Genomic DNA, 13,756 nt, shown 5'->3' with positions numbered 1-13,756 from the left:
TCGCTACTCGACCAACGAAGAATCGCTCGCTGGCGCTCGCTACTCGACCAACGAAGAATCGCTCGCTGGCGCTCGCTACTCGACCATCGAGCAGGTGCCCGGTTGTCACCTCTCGCCGTAGGAGCGTCGTACGCCGCTGGGTAGCGTCGGGGCCATGACCGACGGACCCCTCGCCGACCTGCTCGTCCTCGACCTGACCCGCGCCCTCGCCGGCCCGCACGCCGCGATGATGCTCGGCGACATGGGCGCGCGGGTGATCAAGGTCGAGTCGCCGACGGGCGACGACAGCCGCGGCTGGGGGCCGCCGTTCGTCGGCGAGGACGACGAGCGCGAGTCGACGTACTTCATGTCGGCCAACCGCAACAAGGAGTCGCTGGTCCTCGACCTGAAGTCCGAGGAGGACCGCGACGTGCTCGCGCGGCTGGTCGAGCGCGCCGACGTGCTGATGGAGAACTTCCGGACCGGCGTGCTGGACCGTCTCGGCTTCCCGGTCGCGCGGTTGCACGAGCTGAACCCGCGGCTGATCGTCCTGTCGATCACCGGCTTCGGCCACGACGGGCCGGAGGCGATGCGGTCCGGCTACGACCAGATCGCGCAGGGCGAGGGCGGCCTGATGTCGATCACCGGCACCGAGCAGCCGACCAAGGTCGGCGTGCCGATCGCCGACCTGATCGCCGGGATGTACGGCGCGTACGGCGTGCTGGCCGCCCTCCACGAGCGGTCGCAGACCGGGCTCGGTCGCGTCGTGCGCACCTCGCTGCTGGCCGGGATGGTCGGTGTGCACGCCTACCAGGGCACGCGCTGGACCGTCGGCGGCGAGGTCCCCGGTCTCGCGGGCGACCACCACCCGTCGATCTCGCCGTACGGCATGTTCGCGACGGGTACGGCGCCGGTGCAGATCGCCTGCGGGTCCGAGGGCCTGTGGCGCGCGCTGTGCGGGGCCTTCGGCTGGGACCCGACCGAGGCGGAGTTCGCGACCAACGCGCTACGGGTGACGAACCGGGACGCGCTCGTGGCGCGGATCGAGACGCTCTTCGCCGACCAGCCCGCCGAGCACTGGCTGTCGCTGCTGTCCGACGCGGGGGTGCCGTCCGGCAAGGTGCGGCAGATGGACGACGTCTACGGCTGGGACCAGGTGCTCTCGCAGGGGCTCCTGCTCTCCGTCGACCACGCCACCCAGGGCTCGCTGAAGCTGCCCGGCTCGCCGATCCGCTTCGACGAGCAGCCGTTCAGCGGCGGCCGGTCCGAGCACGTCGCTCCCCCGACGCTGGGCCAGCACAACGCGTCGATCCGCGAGTGGCTGGAGTCCTGAGCCCCTCATGACCAGGGACTGGCACGAGTGGCACCGCCACTACGACGACCCGGAGTCCGGGTTGTCGCGGCGGCTGGTGGTCGTCCGCGGCGCGCTGCAGGGCCTCCTCGACGCGGCGTCGGCGCCGGTGCGGCTGGTCAGCATCTGCGCGGGCGACGGCCGCGACACGATCCCGGTGCTCGACTCGTCGGACGCCACGGTCAGCGGCGTGCTGGTCGAGCTGGACCCCGAGCTCGCCGAGCGCGCCCGGTCGGCGGCGCCTGCCGGCATCGAGGTCCGCACCGCCGACGCCGGCACGACCGCGTCGTACGCCGACGCCTGCCCGGCCGACGTGTTCCTGGCCTGCGGGGTCTTCGGCAACGTCACCGACGCCGACATCGCCCGCACGGTGGCGACCCTGCCGTTGCTGCTCACCTCCGGCGGGCAGGTCGTCTGGACGCGCGGCAACAACGTGCCGCTCGACCCGACCTCCCACCAGGGCGACCCGGCCGAGCTGGTGCGCGGGCTCTTCGCGGACGCCGGCTTCGAGGAGGTCGCCTACGTCGCGGACGACGCCGCCGGGTTCCGAGTGGGCGTGCACCGGTGGCCGGGCCCGACGGGCACGCCGCCGCCCGACGTACAGACGTTCGACTTCGTCTGACGCCTCAGAAGGGGTACGGCGCCACGTCGGGCCGCACGGTCAGCCACTGGACCTCGGTGAACGACTCGATGTTGGCCTGGGCGCCGCCGATGCGTGAGCCGTTGCCCGACGACTTCGCCCCGCCGAACGGCGCGTTCGCCTCGTCGGAGACGGTCTGCTCGTTGATGTGGACCTTGCCGGAGGTGACCCGGTCCGCGATCCGCATCGCCTCACCCACGTCGCCGAGGATGCCGACCGACAGCCCGTAGTCGTTGCCCTCGATGAGGGCGACCGCCTCGTCGGTGGTCGAGAACGACACCACGGGCGCGACCGGGCCGAAGATCTCCTCGGTCCAGGCGGGGTTGTCCTGGGCGACGTCGGCGAGCACCGTCGGCTGGTAGTACGGCCCGTCGTTGGTGCCGCCCGCGAGCAACCGGGCGCCGTGCTGGACGGCGTCCTGGACGATGCCGTCGACACGCTTGAGCTGCTTCTCGTCGATGAGCGGGCCAAGCGCGACGGTGCCGGACGTCGGGTCGCCCACGGGCAGGTGCGCGGCCTTCTCGGCCAGCGCTGCGACGTACTCGTCGTAGAGGCTCTCGTGCACGATGTGCCGTCCCGAGGTCATGCAGATCTGGCCCTGGTGCATGAACGAGCCGAAGGCGCCGGCGCTGGCGGCCGCCGCGACGTCGGTGCCGGGCAGCACGACCAGGGCGTTGTTGCCGCCGAGCTCGAGGTGGGCGCGCTTGAGGCCGCGGGCGGCGGCCTCGCCGACCTTGCGGCCGGCCGCGGTCGAGCCGGTGAACGCGACGACGGCGACCTCGGGCGCCTCGACGACCGCGGCACCGATCTCGCCGTCGCCGGGGACCAGCGACAGCAGCCCGTCGGGCAGGCCGGCCTCCTGGAAGACCCGGACCAGCGCGACGCCACCGCAGACGGCGGTGCGCGGGTCCGGCTTGAGCAGGACCGCGTTGCCCAGCGCCAGCGCCGGGGCCACCGCGCGGATGCTGAGGATCAGCGGGAAGTTGAATGGGGCGATCACGCTCACCACGCCGACCGGGCGCCGCCGCGCGAAGGACCAGCGCTCCTCGTTGCTGGTCAGCACCTCCCCCGCCGGGTGCCCCGGGAGCGCGGACGCCTCGTAGCACTCGCCGCCCGCGATGTGCGTCTCGAGCCCGGCCTTGGGCGGGATGCTGCCGGCCTCCCGGACGATCCAGTCCTCGATCTCGCCGGCGTGCTCCTCGAAGAGCTGCCCGGCCCGGCGCAGCACGGCGGCACGCTCCTCGGGCTTGCGGGCCGCCCACTCGAGCTGCGCCTCGGCGGCGCGGGTCGCAGCCCGACTCACGTCGTCGGACGAGGCCACGCCGTACTCACCCAGCGACTCGCCCGTCGCCGGCTCGGTGGCGCTGGCGGTGCCTCCGCCACCGTCGATCCAGCCGCCGATGAAGATCTTGCCGGTCCAGGTGGCAGCGTCGAGGAGTGTCATGAGCAGAGTGTTGCTCGCCGGACCGGACGGCGGTAGGCCGGATCTTCCGCTGGTCGGAACGCCTCAGCCCAGGTCGACGATCGCGGCCACCGGGCCGCCGCCGTCGGGTCCCTGGTGGGCCGCGGAGACCGACACGAAGACGGCGGGGTCGCCGGTGACGGCGGCGGTGACACCGCCGACGGCCGACTTGATCTGGCGGTGCCAGTGCACGTCGGAGTCGTCGAGCATCGCGTTGCGGCGACCGCGGACGACGCCGTCCTGCGAGACCTCACACTTGAGGAACACGTTGACGAGGCGACCGTCGAGGTCCGAGGTGTGCGGGCGGTCGGGGAGGTCGAGGCCGGCGTCCTTGATGGCGGCCCAGATGCCGTCGGCGTCGAGGGCGTCTTTCATCACGGAGTGGCCGATCCGGTAGCGGCCGCCGACGCCGGTCGCGTTGCCGACCACGACGACCTGCGCCTGGTCGAGCTCGACGCCCGACGAGCACGATGCCACCGCGGAGAACAGCTCGCGGTTGTGCATCACGTCCTCGTCGGTCGGCATCTCGATCTCGCCGAGGGCGACGGCGATGCCGAGCGCGGTGGTGCCGTTGGAGAGGTCCATCGACTCGTGGGTGTGCTCGGTCCACACCGTCTTGCCGCGCGACTTGGCGTCGCGGATCGTGTGCACGGTCAGCAGCGGCGTCTTGGTCTGCACGTAGTGGACGTCGGCGACGTCGGTGATGCCCGCCCGCTCCATCGCGACCTTCACGGCGTCGGCGACCTTCTCCACCATCGCGACCCGGCCGATGTCCTCGGGCAGCAGCACCTCGCTCATCGCGAAGCCCACGGTCAGCCGCGGCTCGTCGGTCGGCTCGGCGTCGGTGGTCGCGAAGATCGTCGCGTGCGGGCTGATCACGCCGTCGGTGCCACCGGACCAGACGATCGGGATCTGCTTGACCTGGTCGGCGGGCGCACCCTTCTCGACCAGCACCTCGCGGAACGCCCGGTCGGAGATGATCCGGGTGTAGTCGTTGACGCCGCCGTTGCCCTCGGTCTTGCCGATGATCGCGATGACGCGGGACGCCTCCATCACGCCGTCGTCGATCAGCTTGGCGAGCTCGCTGGCGTCGGCGACGGAGTGGATCGGGACCTTGCGTACTTCGATGGCGTCAGGCATGACTTTCCTTCACTAGTTGGGTACGACGACGGTGCCCGACGTACCGGTGACGGCGTCGGACAGGTGGGCGAGGTCGGTGATCACGGCCCGGGCTCCGCCGGCCTCGACGAACCGGCAGGCCGCGTCGACCTTCGGGCCCATCGAGCCGCTGGCGAAGTGGCCCTCGGCGGCGTACGCGCGCATCTCGGCGGCGGTCACCACGCCGACGTCGCGCGCCTCGGGGGTGCCGTAGTGGAGCACGGCGTGGGGCACGTCGGTGCCGATGACGAGCACGTCGGCGTCGACGGAGCGGGCCAGCAGCGCGGCGCCCAGGTCCTTGTCGATGACGGCCTCGACCCCGCGCAGGGTGCCGTCCTCGTCAGCGACGACGGGGATGCCACCGCCGCCGTTCGCGATCACCACGAAGCCGGCGCCGACCAGCGCCTGGACGGCGGGCGCATCGACGATCCGCAGCGGCTCCGGCGAGGCGACGACCCGGCGCCAGCCCTTCTCGCCGCGGTCCTCCCAGGTCTCCCCGTGCTCGACGAGCAGGGCGGCCTCGTCGGCGGGCAGGTAGCGCCCGATCGGCTTGGTCGGGCGGGTGAAGCCGGCGTCGTCGGAGGCGACCAGGGTGCGCGTCACGACGGTCGCCGTACGACGGTCGACCGAGCGTCGCGCGAGCTCGGCCTCGAGCGCGTCCATCAGCACGAAGCCCAGCGTCGCCTGGGTCTGCGCGCCGCACCAGTCGAGCGGGACCGGGGGCACGACGGCGGCGGCGATCTCGTTCTTCACGAGCAGGTTGCCCACCTGCGGCCCGTTGCCGTGGGTGACGACGACCTCGACCTCGCGCTGGAGCAGGTCGGCGACCGCTGCCATCGCGACACCGGCCGCGGCGATCTGGTCCTCGGGCCGGGCCCGGCCGTCGGCACTCGTCATGGCGTTACCGCCGAGCGCGACCAGGACCCTCATGGGTCGAACCTAACGACCCCGTGGTCGCCGATCACCGTAGACGCCGACGACAGAACCGCGGGTTCGCTGGCAAGAGTTGCCAGGGGCTGGCATCCTGCGTGCTCCGACGCCCTCCGAGGAGGAACGTGTGAGCTTCGGTGACTCCGTCCGCACCTGCCTGCAGAAGTACGCCACGTTCTCGGGCCGCGCGTCGCGGTCGGAGTTCTGGTGGTTCGTGGTCTTCAACGCGGTCGTGGCGACGGCGGCGCTGGTCCTGGACTCCGCGCTCGGACTGACCTGGAGCGACCAGGTCGGGCCGATCAGCCTCGTGGTCCGACTGGCGCTCCTGCTGCCCCTGCTCGCCGTCGGCGCTCGTCGGTTGCACGACGCCGACCTGTCCGGGTGGTGGCTCCTGCTCGCGCTGATCCCGCTCCTGGGCGTCATCGGGCTGCTGTTCATGTGGATCCGCCACGGCAGCGCCGGCGACAACCGCTTCGGGCCTGCTCCCGCCTAGCGACCGCCCGCCACCCGCAGCGTCGTGCCGGTGACGTACGACGCCTCGTCGCTCATCAGCCACGCGACCGCGTCGGCGACCTCGTGCGGCTCGCCGGCGCGGCCGAGCGGGACCAGCGGCCCGACCCGGTCGACGCGACCCGGCTCGCCGGCGTCGGCGTGGATGGTCGTGCGCACGATGCCGGGAGCGACCCCGACCACCCGGACGCCGTCGCCGGCGACCTCCTGGGCGAGCCCGAGGGTCATCGCGTCGACGCCGGCCTTCGCCGCGGCGTACTGGACGTACTCCCCCGGCGAGCCCAGCGTCGCCGCACCCGAGCTGATGTTGACGAGCACGCCGCCACCTCCGCCGTACGACGTGCCGAGCGCGCGGACCGCCGCGCGGGCGACCAGCAGGGCCGCGGTGAGGTTGAGGTCGACGGTCGCCGCGATCACCTCGGGCGGCGTCTGCGCGAGCGGGCCGAGGTGGAGCGTCGCGCCGGCGTTGTTGACGACGCCGGTGAGGGCACCCGCCTCGGCGAACAGCCGGTCGACGGACTCGGGCTCCGTGAGGTCCGCCCGGACGACGTGGCAGGAGACGCCGGTGTCCTCGACCGCCAGCCGGGTCTCCTCGGCCGCCCGGTCGTCGCTGGCGTAGCCGAGCACCAGGTCGTGCCCGTCGCGCGCGAGCCGCAGCGCGACCGCGGCGCCGATCCCTCGGGTGCCGCCGGTGACGAGGGTCCTCATGCCAGCTCGAAGTCGTCGAAGTCGAAGCCCGGCGAGACCAGGCAGCTGACCAGCGCGTCCGCGTCCGTCGCGACGGTGCGCTGCCAGACGCCCGCCGGCACGTGCGCCTGCGGCGTGGTCGCGTCGACCGTGTGGCTGGCGTCGTACGCCGGGGCCGCGCCGGTCCCGCCGAGCTCGAGGGTGACCGCGCCGTCGTGCGCCATCCAGAGCTCGTCGGAGGCGACCTTGTGCCAGGCGGACGACTCCCCCGCGGGCAGCAGGAAGTAGATGAGCGTCGCGGTCGGCCGCACCCGCCCGTCGGGCAGCATCACCTCGACCGGGGAGCGCCAGGTCTGGCGGTACCACCCGCCCTCGGGGTGCGGTTGCAGGTCGAGCGCCTCGGCGACGGGTGGCCTCATGCCACCCAGTATCGCGGCCAGTGTCGCGGCCGGTGTCGCGGCCGGTGTCGCGGTCAGGTCAGCGCGGCCTCGCGGGACGGTGCGTCCGCACCGCGCAGGTGGAAGATGGCGCCGCAGGCCGCGCAGGCTAGGACGGCGAGGCCGGCCAGCACCGCCCAGTCGCGTCGCTTGTCCGCGCAGGCGTCGGCGACCGCGCCGTGCGGCTTCGGGGAGGTCTCGCCGCTGACGATGATCCCGGGGCACGACACCGTCTCGCCCGCGACGCGGACGTCCGGGTTGCTGGTGACCAGCAGGACCGCGCACGTCCCGAGGACGACGGCCAGCACGAACGAGGCGATCCGGACCATGGTCGAGGGTACGTCCGGCACGATCGATTCGGAAAGCGGTCAGGAACTGACCTGATGGGCCGACAGGCTGGTGTCATGGACTTCAAGATCGAGCTCATCCCGCTGGCCGTGTCCGACGTCGACCGCTCGGTGCGGTTCTACGGGGAGACCATCGGCTGGTCCGTCGACCACGACCGCACGGTCTCCCCCGAGCTGCGCTTCGTGCAGGTGACCCCACCCGGGTCGGCCTGCTCGATCTGCTTCGGCACCGGCATCGACATGATGCCGACCGGCTCGTCGCAGTACATCCAGGTCGTGGTCGAGGACGCCGACGCCGCGCTCGCCCACCTGCAGGAGCGCGGCGTCGAGTGCCAGGGCGTCGAGGACCTGCCCTGGGGCCGCTTCGTCTACTTCGCCGACCCTGACGGCAATCGCTGGGCGCTGCAGCAGATCGTGATCCCGAGCTTCACGGGGTGATCAGATTTCTTGCACGCACGTGCGTTCATGATGGACGTGGTCAACGCACCTAGCCGTCGACCCCGCCCTCGACGACGACCCGGCGCCGGTGCAGCTCGTCGTAGAGGTCGACGATCTGCTGGCGCGGCACGACGCCGACCCGCTCCGCCCAGGCGTCGTACGCCGCCTCGAGCTCGGCGACCAGCTCGGGGTGCTGCGCGGCCAGGTCGTCGGTCTCGGACCGGTCGGTGCCGACGTCGTACAGCTCCCACGGGTCGCCGTGCTCGCGCACCAGCTTCCACCCACCCCGGCGGACGGCGCTGTTGCCGAGGTGCTCCCAGCAGAGCATGCCGGGGTCGACCTCGCCGCCGCGCCAGGCCGGCAGCATGCTCGGGGCGGGTGCGGCGGGGTGCGCTACGCCGGCGGCGTCGAGCAGGGTCGGCAGCACGTGGGTGAGCTGGAACGGCGTGTGCACGACCTGGCCGTCCGCCAGGCCGCCCGCCGGCCAGCGCACCACGAACGGCGTCGCGATGCCGCCCTCGTGGACCCAGCGCTTGTAGAGCCGGAACGGCGTGTTCGAGAGGTTGGCCCAGGCCTGGCCGTAGCTGGCGTAGGTCTCCTCCGGCCCCGGAACCACGTCGGGGGTGTTGCCAAGGGCCAGCGGCGCACCGTCGCGCGTCGACGCCGGCACGATGGAGCGGCGCGCCCGGAAGACCTCCGGGTCGCCGAACGGCAGCTCCTCGGCGCACGCCCCGTTGTCGGCCAGGAAGACGACGATCGTGTCGTCGGCCAGGCCGGTGGCGTCGAGGTGGTCGAGGATCCGGCCGATGCCGCGGTCCATCACCTCGACCTGGGCGGCGTAGACCTCCATCCGGCGCTGCTGCCACTCCAGGTCCGCCACGTCCTCCCACGCCGGCTGCGACGGGTCGCGCTCGGACAGACCGGTCCCCTGCTGCAGCAGGCCGCTGGCGTGCAGCCGCTCGAGCCGGCGCTCACGGAGCGTGTCCCAGCCGTCGGCGAAGGCACCGTCGTACGCCGCCACGTCCTCGGGCTTCGCGTGCAGCGGCCAGTGCGGCGCGGTGTAGGCGACGTACATCAGGAACGGCGTGGCGCCGTCGCGGCCGTCGAGGTAGTCGCACGCCCGCTGGGAGATCTCGTCGGTGTAGAAGAAGTCGCGCTGGACGACCGGCAGGTCGCCGACCGGCTTCTCGCCGTCATGCAGGGTCGAGGGCCAGTAGTAGCTGCCGCAGCCGCTCAGCGTCCCGAAGAAGGTGTCGAAGCCGCGCCGCGTCGGCCACGAGTCGTCGGGCTCGTCGATCTGACCGGTCAGGTGCCACTTGCCGAACATCGCCGTGTCGTAGCCCGCACCGCCGAGCACCTCCGCGACCGTGGTCGCCTCGGGACGCAGCGTGCCCGGGTAGCCGCGCGGCCCGTCGTCGTTGGTCAGGATCCCGATGCCCGTCTGGTGCGGGTGCAGCCCCGTCAGCAGCGACGCCCGCGACGGGCTGCACCGCGCGGTGTTGTAGAACTGCGCCAGCCGGACGCCGTCGGCGGCCAGCCGGTCGAGGTTCGGGGTCCGGATCTCGCCGCCGTAGCAGCCGATGTCGGAGTAGCCGAGGTCGTCGGCCAGGACCAGGATCACGTTCGGGCGCACAGTCACGCAGTAACCCTAGCGACGTACTCCACTATGCCGCGGCCAGCAGCTCCTGGACGAGACCGACGGCGGTGGTGGCGGCCTCCTTGCGGTCGCCGTACGGCGCGCTGGCGTAGAGCCCCTCGACCAGCAGCCAGACCCGGTCGGCCAGCAGGTCGGGCTCGTCGACGTCGAGCTCGGCGACCAGGCGGTCGACCCGCTTGCGGAGGCCCCGGACCTCGGTCATCGCGAACCGGCCGGGCAGGTCGGTCGGGTCGCGCATCTCGCGCAGGTAGTTGCGGAACGGGCAGCCGCGGTAGCCCCGGGCGGTGACCCGGTCGGCGACCTCACGCACCACGGCGACCAGGGCCGCCCGCGGGATCTCGTCGAGGCCGGCGACCGCCGCGTCCATGGAGCCGTCGAGCTGCTCGGCCGCGCGGTGCAGGTAGGCGAGCACCAGCTCGTCCTTGCTCGGGAAGTGCCGGTAGAGGACGTTCTTGCCGCAGCCGGCCGCGGCCACGATCTCGGCCATGCCCACAGCCCGGATCCCGCGCGTGTAGAACAGCTTGCCGGCCGCGTCGAGGATGCGCTCGCGGGCGGCGGGATCGGCGGGGCGGGGCACCCCACGATGCTAACGGGAATGAACGGCGGCACGTCGTCGCTGCCCTCATGACGGACCGATCGGTCCGCAAAAACCCAACCAGCAGAGGATCCCCGCGATGAGCATCTCCCTCGACCAGTCCACCGTCCTCGTGACCGGCGCCAACCGCGGCCTCGGCAAGGCGTTCGCCGGGGCGCTCGTCGCCGCCGGCGCCACGGTGTACGCCGGAGCGCGCGACCCGCAGTCCGTGACGACGCCCGGCGTCACCGCCGTACGCCTCGACGTCACCGACCCCGAGTCCGTCGCGGCCGTCGCGGCCGGGCTGACCGACGTCACCGTCGTGGTCAACAACGCCGGCATCGGCCGGAGCGGCTCGCTGCTGACCGGCGAGTCCCTCGACGGCTTCCGCGAGGAGCTCGAGACCAACGTGATCGGGCCGTTGCACGTCACCCGCGCGTTCGCACCGGTCCTGGCCGCGAACGGCGGCGGCGCGGTCGTCAACATCCACTCGGCGCTGTCGTGGTTCACGAGCCCGCAGGTCGCCGGCTACTCCGCGACGAAGGCGGCGCTCTGGTCGCTGACGAACGCCGCCCGCGGCGAGCTGCGCGAGCAGGGCACGCTGGTCGTGGGCGTGCACGTCGGCTACATGGACACCGACATGACCGCGGACGTCACCGCACCGAAGTCCGACCCTGCCGACCTCGTCACCCAGGTGCTCGAGGCGCTGGAGAAGGGCGAGGAGGAGGTGCTCGGCGACGACACCAGCCGCTTCGCCAAGTCGGTCCTGTCCGGACCACCTGCGCACCTCGTCCTGTGATCCGCCGCGGCGACGTCGCCACGACCTAGTCTCGGATCCATGCAGACCGAGATCCTCTACAGCCCGGCGTACGCCGCCGCCAAGCTCACCATGACCGTCGGGGAGGTGGTCCGCGCCGAGTCCGGTGCGATGCTCGCCATGTCGCCGGGCATCGCGATGGAGACCACCACCCAGGGCGGCATCATGAAGGGCCTCAAGCGCTCCCTGCTCGGCGGTGAGTCGTTCTTCATGAACACCTACACCGCCCAGACGGACGGCGCCGAGCTCTACCTCGCCCCCACCCTGTCCGGCGACATCGTGCACTGGCCGCTCAACGGCACGCTCTTCGTGCAGTCGGGCTCCTACCTCGCGTCGTCGGCCGGGCTCGAGGTCGACACGAAGTGGGGCGGCGGCAAGACGTTCTTCTCCAGCGAGGGACTCTTCATGCTGCGGGTCGCGGGTCAGGGCGACCTGGTGCTGTCGAGCTACGGCGCGATCCACTCGATCGACCTCCAGGCGGGCCAGACCTACACGGTCGACACCGGCCACATGGTCGCCTGGACCGACGGCATCCAGTACAACGTCCGCAAGGTCGGCAACTGGAAGTCGACGTTCTTCTCGGGCGAGGGCCTGGTCTGCGACCTCACCGGCCCCGGCCGGATCTACCTCCAGACCCGCAGCCAGGACGCCTTCCTCGGCTGGCTGATCCCCCAGCTGCCGCAGAACAACAGCAACTAGCCCAGCAGCGCCCGCAGCGGGAGCGTGCCGACCGGCAGCCCGTGGCGGTCGTAGTAGGCGAACATCGCGCTCAGCCACGGATGGGTGCCGGGGTCGTCGACCCGCTCGGCGTCGACCCCGGCCTCCGCGGCGAGCTCGGCCACCGTCGTCGTCCGCGTCGCCAGCTCGTACGTCGCGCCGTCGTGACCGTCGTCGAGCAGCACCGTCGCGGCGGCGGCGCCGAGGTCGGCCAGGTCCAGGAGGCCGAACGGCGCGGTCACGGCGTACGGCACCCGCACCGGGCCAGAGAGGTCGAGGTTCTGCAGGTAGGCGCCGGGCTGGAGGATCGTCCACCGCATCCCGGAGCGGCGCACCAGGTCCTCGGCGCGCGCCTTGCCGAGGTGGTGCGGCATCGCGGGGACGTACGGCGACGCGACGGAGTGGTAGACCACTCGTTCCACATGGGCGTCCCGGGCCGCCGCCAGGGCCTCCTCGACGTAGGCGGGCTCGTCGGGGTGCAGGTTGGGCGCGACGACGTACGCCGCGGCGCAGCCGGCGAGCGCACCGGGGAGGTCGGGCCAGTCGGCGCGGCCCAGCGGGACGGCGTCGGCACCCCGGTCGGCGAGGGCGGCGCAGACGGCGTGGCCGGTCTTGCCGTGACCGCCGAGCACAGCGACGCGCACCACTACTCCTCGTCGTACGTCGCGACGGTGCCCTTGTTCTTGCCGAAGCTCCAGCGGCCGGTGCGCTCGGCGTGCGGCGGGGAGACCGGGCCGCGCTCGAAGACGATGATGCTGTCGTACCAGTGCATCGACTTCGTGGTGCGGGTGAACTCGTCGACGACGAAGCCCTCCTCGCGCGAGTGCCAGGCGTTGAGCTGGTCGGTCAGCCCCTTGGCGTACTCGATGAAGGTGCCGGGCAGCCGGTAGCCGCCGCCGTACCGCTCCCAGTAGCTGGTGTGCAGGTCCTCGATCAGGAAGACGCCGTCGGGCGCCATCCGCTGGTAGAGCTCCTCGAACGTGGCGATCTGCTGGCCCATCGTGTGGCCGCCGTCCTCGATGAGCACGTCGATCGGGCCGATCTCGTCGGCGATGGAGCGCAGGAAGTCGCGGTCCTCCTGGTCGCCGATGAAGACCTTGGTGCGCCGGCCGCCGAGCTTGGCGCACCGCGGGTCGATGTCGACGCCGTAGATCGTCGCCTTGCGGCCGAAGTAGTCGCGCCACATCTGCAGCGAGCCACCGTGGCTGACCCCGAACTCGAGGACGGTCACCGGCTTGCCGCGGAAGCGCTCGAAGTGGCGGTGGTAGATCTCGAAGAAGTGCATCCACTTGTGGATCAGGCGCTTGTCGTTGGCGCGGAAGTACTTCTCGAGCGGGTTGTCGGTGCTCACCCGTCGGAGCGTAGCGACCTACCGTCCGCGCTGCTCCTCGTCGAAACGCGGGTCAGCCAGGAAGTACTGCGCCACCAGCCCCGGCCGCTTCTTCGGCTCGCGGGCGGGCTCCGGGACCATGCGTCCCTCGGCGGTGTCCCAGAAGAGGTCGACGGCGTGCATCACCCGGCGGGCGACCAGGCCCAGCGGTCCGGTGTGCGGCGTGTAGGGGTGCGGCCGGCTCGGCGCCGCCAGCTCAGCGGCGAAGAGGCGCCGCGCCAGCAGGTCGAGGTCGTCGTCGGCGAGCGTGTCGCTCAGCCGGTCACCGAGCACCTCCTCGTGGCGCTGGTGGTCGGTCGTCGCGACCTCGACGTCGGCCCACACGTCGCCCCAGCCGTACGACGTCTCGTAGACCGAGCCCTACTCGTGCGCCTTCACGTGCGCGAGCTCGACCTCGAGCGCCTTGCTGGAGCGCAGGTAGTCGTGCACGAGCTCGCCCCCGTCGGCGACCTTGCGCCGGGCCGGCGGCAGCAGCACGGCGTCGACCGCGTGCAGGTGCATGCTCGTCAGCGCGAGGAACGCGTCGATCCGCTCGTGGCCGTCGCGTGGCCGGTCCCGGGCGGCCTCCATCGACCGCGCTTCGCCGAGCCGGTCGGAGAGCCGCCCCTGGCTGTGCTGGATCGAGCTGCGGAGGACATCGGTCGTGCCCATCGGCATCACCT

At 72.2% G+C, this 13,756-nt stretch carries 18 protein-coding genes; 6 read left to right on the top strand and 12 right to left on the bottom strand.

Annotation, left to right across the window (positions count from 1 at the left end; genetic code table 11):
- Nucleotides 1-154: 154 nt before the first annotated feature.
- Both ACFPYL_RS08130 and ACFPYL_RS08125 read left to right on the top strand, forming a co-directional pair.
- Nucleotides 155-1,312: a CaiB/BaiF CoA transferase family protein gene (locus ACFPYL_RS08130; RefSeq protein ID WP_379152768.1), complete on the top strand. Its 1,158-nt coding sequence runs from the start codon at nucleotides 155-157 to the stop codon at nucleotides 1,310-1,312.
- Between the two features lie 7 nt (nucleotides 1,313-1,319).
- Complete coding sequence (locus tag ACFPYL_RS08125; protein WP_379152766.1) at nucleotides 1,320-1,952, top strand: class I SAM-dependent methyltransferase; 633 nt, start codon at nucleotides 1,320-1,322, stop codon at nucleotides 1,950-1,952.
- Nucleotides 1,953-1,956: 4 nt separating this feature from the next.
- Here the strand turns inward: ACFPYL_RS08125 and ACFPYL_RS08120 are convergent, their stop codons facing one another.
- The 3 genes from ACFPYL_RS08120 to ACFPYL_RS08110 all read right to left on the bottom strand — a co-directional run bounded on the left by ACFPYL_RS08120 (nucleotide 1,957) and on the right by ACFPYL_RS08110 (nucleotide 5,520).
- The gene (locus ACFPYL_RS08120; RefSeq protein ID WP_379152764.1) at nucleotides 1,957-3,414 is read right to left on the bottom strand and encodes a benzaldehyde dehydrogenase; all 1,458 of its coding nucleotides are present in this window, start codon (nucleotides 3,412-3,414) and stop codon (nucleotides 1,957-1,959) included.
- A gap of 63 nt (nucleotides 3,415-3,477) precedes the next feature.
- Nucleotides 3,478-4,572, bottom strand: a complete 1,095-nt coding sequence (locus ACFPYL_RS08115) for a barbiturase (protein ID WP_379152762.1) — start codon at nucleotides 4,570-4,572, stop codon at nucleotides 3,478-3,480.
- Between the two features lie 12 nt (nucleotides 4,573-4,584).
- Nucleotides 4,585-5,520, bottom strand: a complete 936-nt coding sequence (locus tag ACFPYL_RS08110) for a carbamate kinase (RefSeq protein WP_379152760.1) — start codon at nucleotides 5,518-5,520, stop codon at nucleotides 4,585-4,587.
- 127 nt (nucleotides 5,521-5,647) lie between these two features.
- Here ACFPYL_RS08110 and ACFPYL_RS08105 point away from each other — a divergent pair, with 127 nt between their 5' ends.
- Complete coding sequence (locus tag ACFPYL_RS08105; protein WP_379152758.1) at nucleotides 5,648-6,013, top strand: DUF805 domain-containing protein; 366 nt, start codon at nucleotides 5,648-5,650, stop codon at nucleotides 6,011-6,013.
- Here the strand turns inward: ACFPYL_RS08105 and ACFPYL_RS08100 are convergent.
- From ACFPYL_RS08100 to ACFPYL_RS08090, 3 genes are read right to left on the bottom strand one after another with little or no spacing between them, the layout of a single operon-like run.
- Complete coding sequence (locus tag ACFPYL_RS08100) at nucleotides 6,010-6,738, bottom strand: SDR family oxidoreductase (protein WP_379152756.1); 729 nt, start codon at nucleotides 6,736-6,738, stop codon at nucleotides 6,010-6,012. The genes ACFPYL_RS08105 and ACFPYL_RS08100 overlap by 4 nt on opposite strands.
- Complete coding sequence (locus ACFPYL_RS08095; RefSeq protein ID WP_379152754.1) at nucleotides 6,735-7,136, bottom strand: cupin domain-containing protein; 402 nt, start codon at nucleotides 7,134-7,136, stop codon at nucleotides 6,735-6,737. The genes ACFPYL_RS08100 and ACFPYL_RS08095 overlap by 4 nt, the downstream gene beginning before the upstream one ends.
- A 53-nt stretch (nucleotides 7,137-7,189) precedes the next feature.
- Complete coding sequence (locus ACFPYL_RS08090) at nucleotides 7,190-7,504, bottom strand: hypothetical protein (RefSeq protein ID WP_379152752.1); 315 nt, start codon at nucleotides 7,502-7,504, stop codon at nucleotides 7,190-7,192.
- Nucleotides 7,505-7,558: 54 nt separating this feature from the next.
- Between ACFPYL_RS08090 and ACFPYL_RS08085 the strand changes: the two genes are divergently transcribed.
- Nucleotides 7,559-7,939 carry a VOC family protein gene (locus ACFPYL_RS08085; protein ID WP_379152750.1) on the top strand — a complete coding sequence of 127 codons (381 nt, stop codon included), beginning with the start codon at nucleotides 7,559-7,561 and terminating at the stop codon, nucleotides 7,937-7,939.
- A gap of 49 nt (nucleotides 7,940-7,988) precedes the next feature.
- Here ACFPYL_RS08085 and ACFPYL_RS08080 read toward each other — a convergent pair whose 3' ends face one another.
- Together ACFPYL_RS08080 and ACFPYL_RS08075 are read right to left on the bottom strand one after the other, a co-directional pair.
- On the bottom strand, nucleotides 7,989-9,578 hold the full coding sequence (locus ACFPYL_RS08080; RefSeq protein ID WP_379152748.1) for an arylsulfatase: 1,590 nt from the start codon (nucleotides 9,576-9,578) through the stop codon (nucleotides 7,989-7,991).
- Nucleotides 9,579-9,603: 25 nt separating this feature from the next.
- The gene (locus ACFPYL_RS08075) at nucleotides 9,604-10,173 is read right to left on the bottom strand and encodes a TetR/AcrR family transcriptional regulator (RefSeq protein ID WP_379152746.1); all 570 of its coding nucleotides are present in this window, start codon (nucleotides 10,171-10,173) and stop codon (nucleotides 9,604-9,606) included.
- 97 nt (nucleotides 10,174-10,270) lie between these two features.
- Here ACFPYL_RS08075 and ACFPYL_RS08070 point away from each other — a divergent pair, with 97 nt between their 5' ends.
- Both ACFPYL_RS08070 and ACFPYL_RS08065 read left to right on the top strand, forming a co-directional pair.
- Nucleotides 10,271-10,969 carry an SDR family oxidoreductase gene (locus ACFPYL_RS08070; protein ID WP_379152744.1) on the top strand — a complete coding sequence of 233 codons (699 nt, stop codon included), beginning with the start codon at nucleotides 10,271-10,273 and terminating at the stop codon, nucleotides 10,967-10,969.
- Between the two features lie 39 nt (nucleotides 10,970-11,008).
- Nucleotides 11,009-11,686 carry a TIGR00266 family protein gene (locus ACFPYL_RS08065; protein WP_379152742.1) on the top strand — a complete coding sequence of 226 codons (678 nt, stop codon included), beginning with the start codon at nucleotides 11,009-11,011 and terminating at the stop codon, nucleotides 11,684-11,686.
- On the opposite strand, the gene ACFPYL_RS08060 is transcribed toward ACFPYL_RS08065, so the two are convergent.
- Genes ACFPYL_RS08060 through ACFPYL_RS08045 form a run of 4 tightly spaced genes read right to left on the bottom strand, consistent with a single transcriptional unit; the run spans nucleotide 11,683 to nucleotide 13,745 of the window.
- Nucleotides 11,683-12,348 (bottom strand): SDR family oxidoreductase, encoded by a 666-nt coding sequence (locus tag ACFPYL_RS08060; RefSeq protein ID WP_379152740.1) that lies wholly within the window; start codon nucleotides 12,346-12,348, stop codon nucleotides 11,683-11,685. The two genes, ACFPYL_RS08065 and ACFPYL_RS08060, sit on opposite strands and share 4 nt — an antisense overlap.
- 2 nt (nucleotides 12,349-12,350) lie before the next feature.
- Entirely contained in the window at nucleotides 12,351-13,055 is a 705-nt protein-coding gene (locus ACFPYL_RS08055; RefSeq protein WP_379152738.1) for a class I SAM-dependent methyltransferase, read from the bottom strand.
- Between the two features lie 18 nt (nucleotides 13,056-13,073).
- Nucleotides 13,074-13,418, bottom strand: coding sequence for a hypothetical protein (locus tag ACFPYL_RS08050; protein WP_379152736.1), 345 nt, complete (start codon nucleotides 13,416-13,418; stop codon nucleotides 13,074-13,076).
- A gap of 36 nt (nucleotides 13,419-13,454) precedes the next feature.
- Nucleotides 13,455-13,745, bottom strand: a complete 291-nt coding sequence (locus ACFPYL_RS08045) for a hypothetical protein (protein WP_379152734.1) — start codon at nucleotides 13,743-13,745, stop codon at nucleotides 13,455-13,457.
- Nucleotides 13,746-13,756 lie beyond the last annotated feature (11 nt).

The organism is Nocardioides hankookensis (assembly GCF_042658885.1).
Classification (GTDB): Bacteria; Actinomycetota; Actinomycetes; order Propionibacteriales; family Nocardioidaceae; genus Nocardioides; species Nocardioides hankookensis.
Note: the sequence above shows the minus strand (reverse complement) of the source record. Positions and strands in the feature narration are given on the sequence as shown.

What these genes read in the sequence shown, in the direction of transcription:
- ACFPYL_RS08130 (WP_379152768.1), top strand. Translation starts at nt 155, where the DNA reads ATGACCGACGGACCCCTCGCCGACCTGCTCGTCCTCGACCTGACCCGC.
- ACFPYL_RS08125 (WP_379152766.1), top strand. Translation starts at nt 1,320, where the DNA reads ATGACCAGGGACTGGCACGAGTGGCACCGCCACTACGACGACCCGGAG.
- ACFPYL_RS08120 (WP_379152764.1), bottom strand. Translation starts at nt 3,414, where the DNA reads ATGACACTCCTCGACGCTGCCACCTGGACCGGCAAGATCTTCATCGGC.
- ACFPYL_RS08115 (WP_379152762.1), bottom strand. Translation starts at nt 4,572, where the DNA reads ATGCCTGACGCCATCGAAGTACGCAAGGTCCCGATCCACTCCGTCGCC.
- ACFPYL_RS08110 (WP_379152760.1), bottom strand. Translation starts at nt 5,520, where the DNA reads ATGAGGGTCCTGGTCGCGCTCGGCGGTAACGCCATGACGAGTGCCGAC.
- ACFPYL_RS08100 (WP_379152756.1), bottom strand. Translation starts at nt 6,738, where the DNA reads ATGAGGACCCTCGTCACCGGCGGCACCCGAGGGATCGGCGCCGCGGTC.
- ACFPYL_RS08095 (WP_379152754.1), bottom strand. Translation starts at nt 7,136, where the DNA reads ATGAGGCCACCCGTCGCCGAGGCGCTCGACCTGCAACCGCACCCCGAG.
- ACFPYL_RS08085 (WP_379152750.1), top strand. Translation starts at nt 7,559, where the DNA reads ATGGACTTCAAGATCGAGCTCATCCCGCTGGCCGTGTCCGACGTCGAC.
- ACFPYL_RS08070 (WP_379152744.1), top strand. Translation starts at nt 10,271, where the DNA reads ATGAGCATCTCCCTCGACCAGTCCACCGTCCTCGTGACCGGCGCCAAC.
- ACFPYL_RS08065 (WP_379152742.1), top strand. Translation starts at nt 11,009, where the DNA reads ATGCAGACCGAGATCCTCTACAGCCCGGCGTACGCCGCCGCCAAGCTC.
- ACFPYL_RS08045 (WP_379152734.1), bottom strand. Translation starts at nt 13,745, where the DNA reads ATGGGCACGACCGATGTCCTCCGCAGCTCGATCCAGCACAGCCAGGGG.